Origin of the sequence: Pedobacter jejuensis (assembly GCF_003725795.1) — a bacterium.
Lineage (GTDB): Bacteria > Bacteroidota > Bacteroidia > Sphingobacteriales > Sphingobacteriaceae > Pedobacter > Pedobacter jejuensis.
In genome coordinates this window covers 1-12743 of record NZ_RBEE01000021.1, presented here as the reverse complement: position 1 = coordinate 12743, position 12743 = coordinate 1, and the positions used below count along the sequence as shown (strand labels likewise).

Below are 12743 nucleotides of genomic sequence, written 5' to 3'. Positions count from 1 at the left end.
TTAAAATGTTTGTTATTTCAATCGTTTTATGTATTTTTGATTGAAATAACAAGCTTTATGGAAAAAAGAAGTGTGATTTTATTTCCTAAATCTGAACGATTATTGGAAGATATGGGCGAGAATCTAAAGCTTGCCCGAAAGAGGCGTAAGCTAAGTACGGAGCAGGTGGCTCAGAGGGCAAATATTGCCCGTTCCACGCTTTGGTTGGTTGAACGGGGTTCTCCGAGTGTTGCGATAGGTATTTATGTTCAGGTACTATTTGTATTAGGATTAGAGAGAGATATCGCCAAACTTGGCGCTGACGACGAACTGGGGCACAAACTACAGGACGCAAAACTTCTGCAGAGCGCATCTAGTAAACCTTTAAGAAAAAGGAAATGAAGGAAAATAAAAATGATCATCGAGAAATTTGGGTCTTTGCAGATTGGTTAGGTCTTGAAGGTCCGCTATTGATGGGGATACTTAGCTGTACTCTCGCAAGACGTAAGGAGGTATTTTCGTTTGAGTACGATCAAAAGTGGCTTTTGTCAAAACAAAAGTTCATGATCGATCCCGATTTGCAATTTTTTCCAGGGCAGCAGTTTCTTCGGGAAGACAAATCTAATTTTGGGATATTTATGGATTCTTCTCCCGATCGTTGGGGTACTAAACTCATGATCCGTCGTGAAGCTATTGATGCAAGGAAAGATGACCGTCCAGTACGCACACTTCATGGTAGTGACTTTTTAATCGGAGTTTACGATCAGCACCGCATGGGTGCCCTGCGCTTTAAGCTTGATCCAGATGGCCCATTTTTAGATGACGATAAAAATATGCCTGCCCCACCAATGACTGCTCTAAGAGCACTTGAGGCAGCGAGTAGAAAACTAGAGGACGACGGTAATCTGGATGATCCCAATTACAGCAAATGGCTGAGTATGCTTGTCGCTCCGGGCGGATCGCTTGGAGGAGCAAGACCCAAATCTGGCGTGATTGATGCTGATGGAACACTTTGGATTGCCAAGTTTCCAAGTGGAAACGATGATTACAATCTCGGAGCATGGGAATGGGTTGCCTCTCAATTAGCTAAGCAATGTGGAATTGAAGTTCCAGAGCATTCCTATCGGAAATTCTCCGGTAAACATTATACATTTATTACCAAGAGATTTGATAGAGCCCCGGATGAAAAACGCATTCATTTTGCTTCAGCTATGACATTATTGGGCCAGCAAGATGGAGCAGATCATGCCAGCGGCATCAGCTATCTCGATCTTGCAGAATTCATCAGTCGTCACGGTGCTAATCCTCAACAGGATCTGGAGCAACTCTGGAGGCGTATCGTTTTCAATATATGTATATCCAATACCGATGATCATTTGAGGAACCATGGTTTCTTATTAAGCGATCAGGGATGGATATTGTCGCCCGCCTACGATGTTAATCCCGTTCCTAACGGTTCAGGACTCACACTAAATGTATCTGAGGATGATAATTCTCTTGATCTCGAACTGGCAATTGATGTGGCTGATTATTTTCGCCTTGATAAAAAACATGCAAGGGAAATCGCAACTCAGATTGCCAAAGTAGTTGGGGAATGGTCGGCAGTTGCAGAAGAAGCGGAGATAAGTAAAGGAGAACGTGAAATGATGCGCCCTGCATTTGCGGCAGCTATTGATTTTTTAGATATATAATTACGAGGTAGATGATTGTTATTTCAATCGTTTAAGGTTAATATGTTTGAAATAACAATCATACCATATTAAGTGTTAAGCAATCCTTTCTTGAAGGGGCGTCAGAATAACTATTCTCTGAAAAGCTATAATTTGAAATATTTGACTGTTATCAACTAAAGAAATGAAAATAAAGATAATTAGTGACTTGCATCAGGAATTTGGAATATCAGATTTGGATTTTAGCAATGCTGATCTCATTATCCTGGCTGGAGATACAAACTTGGGGACAAAAGGTATAGAATGGGTAAAGCAAAACATCCCTGATAAACCGGTAATATATTTGTTGGGGAATCACGAATATTATAAAGGATCATACCCGAAGACACTCAACAAAATACTTGAAGCATCCAAAAACTCAAATGTAAATGTCCTTGAAAATAATATGGTTGAGTTTGAGGGCATAAGGTTCCACGGTGCAACTATATGGACGGACTTTAGCTTATTTGGAAATCCTGTGGAATCTGGCATTATTTGCCAGGCAAGAATGAACGATTATGTGCAGATACGCAGAGATCCAGCATATTCAAAATTAAGATCAATAGATACTTACCAGATTCACCAGAAATCAAAATCTTGGTTACAAGAAAGTCTGAAAGAATCACGCGGTTATAAGAATGTGGTAATTACCCATCATGCACCTAGCCTGCAATCAATACCCGAGCTTTATAGAGATGATATCCTGTCATCTGCCTATGCTTCAAACCTTGAAGATGTGATTTTGGAGCATCAGCCCTTGTATTGGATTCATGGCCATATCCATACGCCTACCAGGTATACTATTGGTAACACTGAAATTATTTGTAATCCACATGGCTATTTGAATGAGAAGTATAATGGCTATGAGAAAGATTTGATTATTGAGATTTAGTTTAAAATGCGGCTATCTTATTACTATTCTGAAATATTAGAGGCTTAATAATAATTAGTGTTTACCTATTAAGCCTGATAGAATTGCAGGGTAGGAGGCTTGGAATGGTTTTGATCGGTTTAAGCCTGAATTTTCACAAATTTTGTGCTATAATTATAATTTTGATAGCTTTGCTTGAATAAGTATTAACATTTCATCGAAAATATAACTTAGGTAATTATTTAGCTCGTTGATAATAATTTTCTTGTCTTTGGGTTTCCATATTTTTCAGCAGCATATCCTAAAGACTTCTGATCTAAGCTCATTGCTGTTTTCAGTGCCTTTTCAAGTATCTTGGGCTGATTTTCAGCGAGTGAATCTAAATTATTGATGAGGTCAACCACTAAAAATTCCTTGGTAGGCTTGGTTGGAAAAGCCGACTTTTTCCTAAAGGTGAACAATTTGTTACCCAACTTGATATCTCCGCTACGCAGGTGGTTGTAAACAATCTGTTTATTATACAACTGGGTAGTCCCAAGACCCAAGGCATTAAAATAATTAAAAGAAGTAATCAGAAAGTTGGTATTGTCCAAGAATTTCTTGATAAGCATCTCATCCGCCGGTGGCTCAAAACCAAATGCATTTTTCTTTGGAAAGTGATATAGCCCCGGACTAACTCTTTTCAAAGTTCCCTCACCTGTAAGTTCCGAAAGATGCCTGTCTATGGATTTTGACCACTTTTGCAGTTCATCCCTCTTGTAGATCGCTCCTTTTTTAAGATGACTCCTTAATTCCTCTAATTTTGGCATACCAATTCCTTTCGGTGACAAATATATGGATTATTAAAATAATTTGCATGATTTTTGACGAAATTTCATTCAATAATCAGCTCTAAAACAATCAAATTGAAAAGAGCTTTTGCTTCTAATATCTTTTTACATGCATCTAAATATAAGCACATATTCAAGTTGAAAAATTTTACATCTCTATATTAAAACATTAGAAATATGATGTTCATTTCTCTTATCACCCATCAGACTCTTCAATCTAATTCGACATCCCTCTTAGGGGCTTTTGAACTAGATATTCATGTGGAGATGGACCTGTTTTCTCTTCCTGCTGTTCCTAGCGTACTTTTTCTATGTTTTCTTCTTTGACTGTGACTCGGAAAGGTGTGCCTGTTGTGCCTAGGTATTTTCTTACCTCTAGTGTTTCATATATCTGTTAGAGTTATTGATCGCAATCTTATATGCAGCACAGCATCTGTTTTTAAATTTGCCAGGCAAAAAGAAAATTTGCATCTTGAAAACAAATTCTAAACCGCTATCAACACAGCCACATGACCATTACTATTAAAGATGAAACCTTTGCTGGTAAAATCCTTCAGGAGATCCAGCTTCATTTCCAGTCCAGCGCCGTAAGCGTATCAGAGATTATCTCCAGCCGTGTAAGAAAAGAGGTCGAAAACTACAACAATAAACTCCCGGAATATTTTAATGGTCTGGTTGAGCCTACTGATGCTGAAAAGACGCTTAATGGATACAAGCTTAAAAACCGGAAACTCATCGATGCCGAAAAACAGGTTTACGTTGCTTTGGATGCCTTTCAGAAAAACGGCTTTTTTGTACTCATCGATAACCAACAGTCTGAAAGCCTGGAACAGCAGGTCGAGCTCGGTGACAACACGGCCATCAGCTTCATTAAACTAACGCCTTTAGTTGGGGGATAGCGATGAAAATATTTGATAAGATTAAGCAGGCCATAGCTGGTGCAACTGAAAAAGTTTCTAGCAGCCTCACGGATTCCCTAGGGACTGAAAACGCGGATTTCAAAAAGGTTATTGTTTCTACCCGGAGGGAGTGCGTGAAAATGAACGAGCACTTTTATGACGTGAAGCTCAGCGGTATTGATGTTTACCAGAATGAGGTGCAAAACTGGTCAGATGATAAAAAAACTGATTTCCTGCTGTACTGCCTTAGCGAAACAGACGCTTATACAAAACATAATCGTGATACCAGCTCAGAAGAATACAAAGACAATGTCGTCAGGGATGCTTACCTGACGCAGCTTCTTCGGACAAAGATCCATTATCAGGATAATGATATCATCAGGATCATTGACGCCTTTTTTACTAAAAAACGGTACGGCAAATGGTCTACTTTCAGCCAGTGGCCGATCGCGTTGTTTATCAACCAGCTTTTAAACCAGTACAAAGCTGATCAACCTGTTGACGCGGTAAAAGTTGCGCTTGAGAAATTAAAAAAAGCCTATACCAGCAGTGATCAGGCGACATTGAAAGAAATCGTCAAATTAAAAGCTAAACTTGATGAACTGCTTTTCGAGCAGACGGCCAACGAAGCCAAACCGACGCTTTTTCTGGGTGAGGATGCGCTTTCCACCTATGCCAACCCGATGCTGATGGCCATGGAAAATCCGGAAAAACAAATCTGGTTTGATTTGCTTTCCAAAGCCCAGAAAGCAAGCGGCGCAAAACCGAGCAAAAAATACCTTGATGAATCCCTCGCCTTGGCCAAGACCATGGGGACGGATAAATTCAAGAAAGTCATCGGCAGCTGGATGGAGTTCGTTACTGCACATAAGGAAACTACCGTGACGCATACCTATGGTACCGGGGCCCAGCGTTATAACTACAGCACGACTGAATTTTTAAGTGGCATTAACCTGGATGCCATTAAGGGCCTGATCTGGATATGTGCACACTTTCATGATCAGAACACGCTCAACCTCATCGCTAAGCTGGCCGAACGGTGCTTCCGGAAAATTCCGGGCAAAGGCCCGGCAGCAGCAGGCCTGGGGAACGCTTGTTTGTATGCGCTTTATAAATCTAAAGGTCTTGATGGTATTGGGCATCTTTCCAGACTTAAGCTACGCATCAAACAATCCAGCACACAGACCCTTATCGAAAAATACATTGCAGAGGCAGCCGCTTTCCAAAAAGTCTCAACGCATGATATTGAGGATATGGCTGTCGAAGATTTTAAGCTTACTCATGGAAAGCGCAGTTACGCTTTTGAAGATTATGACTGTACACTTGAGATTACCGGCATAGGTAAATCAATGCTTAGCTGGACCAAGCCGGACGGAAGTCCCCAAAAAACGGTTCCTGCTTTCATCAAGGAAAAATACGCGCAACGGCTTAAAAAAATAAAGGATACACAAAAACAAGTTGATCAGAATACTTCAGCCCAGAGAGACCGGATTGACAGGCTTTTTAGAACAGGCAGGGTGTGGAATTACGAAAACTTTGAAAAGTATTTCCTGCAGCATGGTCTGGTCAGCTTTATCGCTGAAAAGATCATCTGGACATTTACCGACCCTGAAAATCCCGGCCATCCGCAAAGCCTCATTCAAATCGGTCAGGAATGGCAGGACTATAATGGTAACCGGGTGACACCCGAAAATACTTGTGTGGTATCGCTTTGGCATCCTGCTTTAGCCAGTACTCAGGAAACTACCCAGTGGCGGGCGTTTCTCAGCGGACAGAAAATCCAGCAGCCTCTAAAACAGGCCTACAGGGAAGTTTACCTGCTCACAGATGCCGAAATCAATACCCGCACCTATAGCAATCGCATGGCCTCGCACATTTTAAAACAGCATCAGTTCAACATGTTGGCAAAGACACGCGGATGGAAATACTCGCTGCTTGGCGCTTACGATGATGGCCGTGACAACGAGTCTGCAAGGGTTCATCTTCCCGAATATAACCTTCGTGCAGAGTATTGGGTAAGCGAGGTTGCAGCCGATGACGCTTTTAACGATACGGGCATCTGGAACTATATTTCCACCGACCAGGTCCGCTTCATCGATACTTCAAATGACCAGGTGAAAAACCTGATTGATATCCCTGTTCTTCCCCTTTCAGAGGTGCTCAGGGATGTGGATTTATTTGTCGGTGTTGCGAGTGTGGGTAACGATCCCACCTGGCAAGACTCTGGCGGCCTGCCGGCTTATCGCGATTATTGGACGACTTTCTCTTTTGGGGATTTATCGGAGGTGGCTAAAAACAGGAAAGAAATCATTACGAATTTATTGCCGCGCCTCAAGATCAGCAAGGTTGCCCAGATTAATGATAAGTTCTTGGTGGTACAGGGTACCTTACGCACCTATAAGATTCATTTGGGAAGCACCAACATCCTGATGGAACCCAATGATCAATACCTCTGTATCGTGCCTGACCGAAGCCAAAAAAACCATACCGAAAATCTTTTTATACCATTTGAAGGTGATGCAGGTTTATCGGTCATCCTCTCCAAGGCATTTTTGCTCGCCCAGGATGATAAGATCACCGATACTACCATCACCTCCCAGATCAACAGAAGTTAATGCAGCGTTACCAACAGCAGATCCTGGTGCCCCAGGTACTCAAGGGAGGACAGGAAAAGATCGGCAATGCCAAAGTACTCATCATTGGTGCAGGTGGCCTGGGTGTGCCCCTTGCAACTTACCTGGCCTCGGCCGGTGTTGGCCATATTGGTATAGTGGATAAGGACACGATCTCCATCACCAACCTGCACCGCCAGTTTCTGTATACCATAGCAGACCTGAACAAAAACAAAGTAGACATTTTAAAAGAAAGGCTTCAGCAGATCAATCCCGAAATACAGATCACCACCTATTGCGAAAAGCTGGATGAAAACAATGCAAGGGAATTGATTGAAAACTACGGAATCTTATGCGACTGCACAGATGATACTGAAACAAGGATCTTGATCGGGGCAATCAGCGCGTCGCTACATAAGCCCTTGGTATATGCAGCCGTGTTGGAATGGACGGCCTATCTGACGGTGTTGAATCATAAACAAGGGCTCAAGCTCGAAGATATCTTCTCTAGTCAGGCCCTGCGTGAAAATGACCTGAATACCTGTAATAATTCTGGTATCATCAATACCACCTGCGGAACAGCTGCCACAATGCAAGCCTCAGAAGTTTTAAAAATAATCCTTGGTCTTGAGAGCAATCTGGATGGCCGGCTACTCTGCATGGATACACTGAACAATATCTTTAAATCCTTCAAGATACAAAAGTCCTGCTAAGTCGAACCTAAAGGTTAATGGTGAATTAATGTATATCGGTAAAAGTGGGGGCCGCCTCTCTGGATAATATTATACTCATTTGCGTAATTATTGAGTATAATATTATCCATTTAGCTTTTGGTGTTGACTTTCCAGGAGGAAATTAGAATATATTAACCGTTATTGACGGATTGGATATCCCCTGAGAATTATTCATTGATTATGGCGCATCTAAAGGCTGTTATAAATCCTGATATAAACATATACATTTAAAATAAGGGAAAGCTTAGACTTTTAGGGTCTGGGCTTTCACCACACAGGTATTTTGAATCTTAAGTAAACCTATAACCATTATCATATTTCTCCAGATGTCCCACAAGGTTGCCCCCAAATAATACTTTGGACCTAATCCACATGTCTATCTTCCAAATTTGTCATGCCAACTTGTTTGCCAAATAACTCAAGTACTTGATTTACCTTGTCTAGCCGTATGGTCTGTTTTCCGGTTCTAGCTCGCGGAGGAAACGAAGTCCTACGCCAGCTTTGAATGCCAATTCCTCCTGTGAGAGCTTAGTTAGTTTAGGCTGTGTTTTTACAAATGTTGATAATGGATTACTCCTGTTTATACAATATGTGGTATAATAAATTTGAGTGTTCAAAAAATCACTTTGTTCATGTTTCATGAACAAGCTATTAAAATGAACATCGCCATATTTTTTAAATAAAGCAGACAGCGAAGGACGAGTATGACCACAAACTCTGGATTTAATAATGGTTAGGATAGAAAGTTGAAAAGTGTTCGTCTAGAAATTACAGGCGTTGGTCTAGCGGTTGCTAGCACTGGTATAATACAGGGTTTTTGCCTGCAACGTTTGATGTATGGCTGCGTCTTAATAACAAACAATAGCAAAAACCTAAAATATAAAAGATATGAAAACCTTAGCAAAAACAATATTCGCAGCAGCATTAACAGCAGTAGTATTAACTTCATCAATGGTAGCAACTTTTGCCGCTGAGCCATTTAAAGCAGAAACAAAAACTTCTTCATTATCAAAATTCAACAGGATCTGGGTAAGCGGGAACGTTAAAATCATCTTAACCCAAGGTGACAAACAAAATGTAGAGGGTGCGAGCAATTATGACGCTGCAAAAACCTCAGTATCAACTGATGGAAAAACCTTATTTATCAATTCATTAGAAACAAGTCAGGTAACACTTAATATTACCGTAAAAGATTTGGAAAGAATTGAAGCTTATGGTCAATCAGTGGTGGTAACCAGCAATAATTTCGATGTAAAATACCTACAGTTATTTTTGGGGCAGAGTGCTATTGCGAAGATCAAAACTACAGCAGGTAGTTTATATACTATCGTTAAGGATGATGCGGTATTAAAATTAAATGGTACTGCTGATCAAAGTACAATGATCGCAAGCAACATGAAAAATGTAAAATTAACTGACTTTGCCAGTCTTAAGTCAGCATCCTATGCTTCTGAAGGCATTATGGAAGCGGAGCAAAATGCATTGGCTTTAGCAAAGTAGAAACTTCTTTTTAAGATCAATTAGAGCTGCCCGTTTGGACAGCTTTTTTTGTTATTGCTGAGTAAACAATTCATAGATATTACCTTGAATCGCAATTCGCGAATTGCAAAAACTCTTCAAGACAAAGCAAATGTTTCGCCTTTGGAGTCCAGACATTCGTTTAATTAAAGACTCCAGAAAGCGAATGAATAAAAGCCTCTTGCAACTAACATTGGTTTGACAATATGTGGGCTGAATTGCTTCTATAAAATATTTGTTTAAGATTCAACACTAGCAAGTCCAAACGTTGATTTCGTGTGGGCCAATCAAAACAGTGGCAAAGAAATTTTGATAAAAAAACTATAAAAGGCATGTTGCGCACTCGATTCAATTTTTAAAATCGATCTCAAATACAACTTGAACCACTTGCTTCATGAAGAGGTAAGGTTTATTGAATAAAAATCGTAAATTAAAGCCCATAAATTTAACTCTCTTGAAATCTTTATTACAAAACAAAAAATCCCGTAGAATCACTTTATTATTGATTCTAGCAATATTGACTCTAATTTTTTTGATTAGGGTATATATCGTGCCAAATTTCCACCCAACATTAACCGAAGGCGTCGTGTCAGAAGAACCAATATGGCATGCTTTAACAGCAAGGCTATTAGATAGCATCTTTGTTTCATTATTTGTCACAGCTGCTATTGCCCTATTTATGTTCTATATTGAGGTGCCAGATGAGGACAAAAAGTTCGATATTTTAGAATCAATGAGGCTACATGAAATTTTTGAAGCTGAATTGTCCCATACGGATTCATGGCATTTCAGCGGAGGAATGGGGCGTCATACCCGTTCAAAGACAATACCTACTATGGATAAGATGGCCAAAGCGTCGAATCAGCATAAATCACTCAAAATTCAATTATTAAATCCATCGGATAATAAGCTGTGTTCCGATTACGCTAATTATCGCGCAAGTCTTAGATCGGCGAATAATAAAAATTCAGCCTGGAATGAAAAATTTGTAAGGAGAGAAATATTGAGCACGATTTTGGTCGCAGCAATTTTTAAGGCGAATAATTCCAATTTTGAAATCTCTGTTAAACTAAAGGCAGCTTTTTCGACATTGAGAATCGACCTTGGATCCAAGACAGCAATTATAACAAAAGAGGATAAGAATGAGCCTGCGTTAGTTTGTAGGGATGGATCTTTTCTTTTTAGATCCTATAAGGAAGAACTGGCACAGACATATAAAATTTATAATGATCTAGATATACATGTTCAAGGAGGATACAGTCTTGGGACAATCACATCTAAGGACGTGGCCAATTTGTTACTGATATTAAAGTTAGATGATGGCCTCACGGACGATGATTGCAAAGCTATCGCTAAAACTTTAAAAGAAAATAAAAACCCTTATGCTTAATACTGATTTCGAACATCTGCGCGAGTTATACCTTAGCTTGGATAGACCTAACATTCGTAAGGAAGTTATAGAAATAGTTAAGGGTCTTAAAAAAGATGATCATTATAATCAAATATTTTATCATCCTTTAGGATTTATTTACACGACGCTACATACTTTCCCAAACGAGGAGACGATTCGCCTACATGTCTGGAGTAAAAAGCATTATGATATCGAGCCACGTCTTGATATCCATAACCATTATTATCGGGTAAACAGCTACGTTTTTTCCGGATGTGTAGTTAATCAGCTTTATAAGGTGCATCATGAGAATCACTCAAATGTGACGCAATATAAAGGAAGCTATACCAATGATGGAGATCGAGTTTTGACGAAGACAAATGATGGCCTTTTTGTAATAGAAGATGTAGAATCAATTCATTGTGCTGGAGAACTATATTCTATTGGTCACGATCAAATACATTCAGGAGGTGTTGTTGGAAATGATTTAACATGCACTCTTGTCTATACCCAAGATCCAGGAGAGAAAATCCCACTTGTTTTTGGAAAGGGGGATTTGCCAGAGGTGTTAAATTTCAAACAGGTACTGGTTCCAAAAGGGGATGTAGAATCTATTATCAAAGAATTAAGTAAAGTTAGCTGATGGTCCACCGGGCGGCTATAATAGTTTTGCCAGCATTTAATTTCTATCTTCGTTTGAATAAATGGATAAATTAGTTGAGAATAGAAATGTAGCTCCATTTTTAAGATGGACAGGCTCTAAGAGGTGGTTTACTAAAAAACATCTAATGGATTTTATGCCTGAAAAATTCGGTGATTATCACGAGCCATTTTTGGGTGGAGCCGCTGTTTTTTTTCATTTATCAAATCAAGAATCCGAGCTGAGGGAGTATTTTCTCTCTGATTTCAATGAGGAGTTGATCAATGCATATATTCAAATTCGTGATGATGTACACGGGGTAATAAATCAATTGAAAGCGTTTGAAAATACAGAAAAGGATTGCATATACCAATAAATTTGACCCCCTTTCGCCAATTTTAAATTGACCCCCAGAGTTGTTGCTTGAAAAAAGCAGAAGTTGTTGTGCAAAAAGGCATTTTAGAGTTGATCTTTTAAGTCCTGTTTAACAACTGTTATTTTACAAAAATACGTTTTCAATCTTAGAGTTTCTCCTCCTCATTGATTCGCCGAATAATTCAACTCTCAAGGAGTGATGAACTATACGGTCAAGAACGGCGTCAGCTATCGTTTTCTCGCCAATTATATCATACCATTCCTTAACCGGTATCTGTGAGGTAACTATTGTTGAACGCTTCTGATGCCTGTCTTCAATGATATCCAGTAAAGTAACCCTTGATTGTGGGTCGAAGGGCTGAAGGCCGAAGTCGTCAAGAATAAGAAGATCAACCCTTTCGATCTTTTTCAGTTCTGCAAGAATGGTACCCTTAGCCTTCGCCAACTTTAGCTGCCCCATGAGTTTAGCGGTATTGACATACAGAACCTTGTATCCATTCTGACAGGCCTGATATCCAAGGGCGGTGGCCAGATAGCTTTTTCCGGTACCAGTGGAACCGGTTATAAAAATATCCTTGTGCTCCTTAATGAAATCCAGGGCCGCAAGTCTGTGTACCTGGTTCCTGTCAAGCCCACGTTCAATGGAGTAATCAATATGCTCAAGAGATGCCTTATACCTGAACGCCGCCGCCCTAATTGTCCTGTCCACCGAACGGTTGCGCCTGTCATCCCACTCGATGGCAACCAGTACGGAGATAAACTGATCAGTGGTCAGCGATTCCTTTACCGATGATTCCAGATTGGTCCTGAATGCATCGTACATCCCAAACAGCCTTAGCTGTTTCATTTTTTCTAATGTTTCATTGTTCATTTCTAATTGCTTTTTATTGTTACTGGTAATATTCCTTCCCTCTGATGTTTCCATGCTCAGGGATCTCTATTGTCTGTTCTTCTACAGATAGCTGATCAAGCTGCTTTCGCAGTATCTCCTCGATTATACGGTAGTTGTACTGCCCAAGATTATCTGCCCAACGGCAGGCATTTCTTAGCCGGACCGTTCCAACGCGACGTGCAAAGTTCAGTATGCCCGAACAGGATTTATGGGCCTGCTCGGGATATCCCTTATGCTCAAGCACCTTCGATATGTAATGAGCAACGTCACTACGGATCTCTTCAGCCTGCTGAA

General features: G+C 40.2%; 13 protein-coding genes and 1 pseudogene. 10 read left to right on the top strand and 4 right to left on the bottom strand.

Annotated features, from left to right (window positions below; translation table 11 throughout):
- Positions 1 to 57: 57 nt before the first annotated feature.
- The 3 genes from D7004_RS10675 (at position 58) to D7004_RS10665 (ending at position 2580) form a co-directional block, all read left to right on the top strand.
- A complete protein-coding gene (locus tag D7004_RS10675; protein WP_123205849.1) occupies positions 58 to 381 on the top strand; it encodes a helix-turn-helix domain-containing protein in 324 nt (107 codons plus the stop codon).
- Positions 378 to 1670, top strand: coding sequence for a type II toxin-antitoxin system HipA family toxin (locus D7004_RS10670; RefSeq protein ID WP_167459474.1), 1293 nt, complete (start codon positions 378 to 380; stop codon positions 1668 to 1670). The genes D7004_RS10675 and D7004_RS10670 overlap by 4 nt, the downstream gene beginning before the upstream one ends.
- Before the next feature lie 163 nt (positions 1671 to 1833).
- A complete protein-coding gene (locus D7004_RS10665) occupies positions 1834 to 2580 on the top strand; it encodes a metallophosphoesterase (RefSeq protein WP_123205848.1) in 747 nt (248 codons plus the stop codon).
- Positions 2581 to 2801: 221 nt separating this feature from the next.
- On the opposite strand, the gene D7004_RS10660 is transcribed toward D7004_RS10665, so the two are convergent.
- Positions 2802 to 3389, bottom strand: a complete 588-nt coding sequence (locus D7004_RS10660) for a DUF6088 family protein (RefSeq protein ID WP_244214293.1) — start codon at positions 3387 to 3389, stop codon at positions 2802 to 2804.
- A gap of 509 nt (positions 3390 to 3898) precedes the next feature.
- Here D7004_RS10660 and D7004_RS10655 point away from each other — a divergent pair.
- The 3 genes from D7004_RS10655 to D7004_RS10645 are packed head-to-tail and all read left to right on the top strand — an operon-like array spanning position 3899 to position 7613.
- On the top strand, positions 3899 to 4288 hold the full coding sequence (locus D7004_RS10655; protein ID WP_123205846.1) for a hypothetical protein: 390 nt from the start codon (positions 3899 to 3901) through the stop codon (positions 4286 to 4288).
- A gap of 2 nt (positions 4289 to 4290) precedes the next feature.
- Positions 4291 to 6903: a DUF4132 domain-containing protein gene (locus tag D7004_RS10650; protein WP_123205845.1), complete on the top strand. Its 2613-nt coding sequence runs from the start codon at positions 4291 to 4293 to the stop codon at positions 6901 to 6903.
- Positions 6903 to 7613, top strand: a complete 711-nt coding sequence (locus tag D7004_RS10645) for a HesA/MoeB/ThiF family protein (protein WP_123205844.1) — start codon at positions 6903 to 6905, stop codon at positions 7611 to 7613. The genes D7004_RS10650 and D7004_RS10645 overlap by 1 nt, the downstream gene beginning before the upstream one ends.
- Before the next feature lie 461 nt (positions 7614 to 8074).
- Here the strand turns inward: D7004_RS10645 and D7004_RS10640 are convergent, their stop codons facing one another.
- Positions 8075 to 8275, bottom strand: coding sequence for a helix-turn-helix domain-containing protein (locus D7004_RS10640; RefSeq protein WP_244214292.1), 201 nt, complete (start codon positions 8273 to 8275; stop codon positions 8075 to 8077).
- A 247-nt stretch (positions 8276 to 8522) separates the two neighbouring features.
- Between D7004_RS10640 and D7004_RS10635 the strand changes: the two genes are divergently transcribed.
- The 4 genes from D7004_RS10635 to D7004_RS10615 all read left to right on the top strand — a co-directional run bounded on the left by D7004_RS10635 (position 8523) and on the right by D7004_RS10615 (position 11558).
- Complete coding sequence (locus D7004_RS10635; RefSeq protein WP_123205843.1) at positions 8523 to 9134, top strand: GIN domain-containing protein; 612 nt, start codon at positions 8523 to 8525, stop codon at positions 9132 to 9134.
- Positions 9135 to 9606: 472 nt separating this feature from the next.
- Entirely contained in the window at positions 9607 to 10542 is a 936-nt protein-coding gene (locus tag D7004_RS10625; protein WP_148042789.1) for a hypothetical protein, read from the top strand.
- Complete coding sequence (locus tag D7004_RS10620; protein ID WP_123205840.1) at positions 10535 to 11185, top strand: hypothetical protein; 651 nt, start codon at positions 10535 to 10537, stop codon at positions 11183 to 11185. The genes D7004_RS10625 and D7004_RS10620 overlap by 8 nt, the downstream gene beginning before the upstream one ends.
- 61 nt (positions 11186 to 11246) lie before the next feature.
- Positions 11247 to 11558 carry a DNA adenine methylase gene (locus tag D7004_RS10615; protein WP_123205839.1) on the top strand — a complete coding sequence of 104 codons (312 nt, stop codon included), beginning with the start codon at positions 11247 to 11249 and terminating at the stop codon, positions 11556 to 11558.
- 123 nt (positions 11559 to 11681) lie between these two features.
- On the opposite strand, the gene istB is transcribed toward D7004_RS10615, so the two are convergent.
- Entirely contained in the window at positions 11682 to 12482 is an 801-nt protein-coding gene (gene istB / locus D7004_RS10610; protein ID WP_123205838.1) for an IS21-like element helper ATPase IstB, read from the bottom strand.
- Positions 12448 to 12743: pseudogene (locus D7004_RS20840) on the bottom strand (IS21 family transposase); the annotation flags it as partial. The gene istB and the pseudogene D7004_RS20840, both read right to left, overlap by 35 nt.

Coding starts and splice junctions, on each gene's coding strand:
- D7004_RS10665 (WP_123205848.1), top strand. CDS start 1,834: ATGAAAATAAAGATAATTAGTGACTTGCATCAGGAATTTGGAATATCA.
- D7004_RS10650 (WP_123205845.1), top strand. CDS start 4,291: ATGAAAATATTTGATAAGATTAAGCAGGCCATAGCTGGTGCAACTGAA.
- D7004_RS10635 (WP_123205843.1), top strand. CDS start 8,523: ATGAAAACCTTAGCAAAAACAATATTCGCAGCAGCATTAACAGCAGTA.
- D7004_RS10655 (WP_123205846.1), top strand. CDS start 3,899: ATGACCATTACTATTAAAGATGAAACCTTTGCTGGTAAAATCCTTCAG.
- D7004_RS10640 (WP_244214292.1), bottom strand. CDS start 8,275: ATGAAACATGAACAAAGTGATTTTTTGAACACTCAAATTTATTATACC.
- D7004_RS10670 (WP_167459474.1), top strand. CDS start 378: ATGAAGGAAAATAAAAATGATCATCGAGAAATTTGGGTCTTTGCAGAT.
- D7004_RS10620 (WP_123205840.1), top strand. CDS start 10,535: ATGCTTAATACTGATTTCGAACATCTGCGCGAGTTATACCTTAGCTTG.
- D7004_RS10675 (WP_123205849.1), top strand. CDS start 58: ATGGAAAAAAGAAGTGTGATTTTATTTCCTAAATCTGAACGATTATTG.
- istB (WP_123205838.1), bottom strand. CDS start 12,482: ATGGAAACATCAGAGGGAAGGAATATTACCAGTAACAATAAAAAGCAA.
- D7004_RS10615 (WP_123205839.1), top strand. CDS start 11,247: ATGGATAAATTAGTTGAGAATAGAAATGTAGCTCCATTTTTAAGATGG.
- D7004_RS10645 (WP_123205844.1), top strand. CDS start 6,903: ATGCAGCGTTACCAACAGCAGATCCTGGTGCCCCAGGTACTCAAGGGA.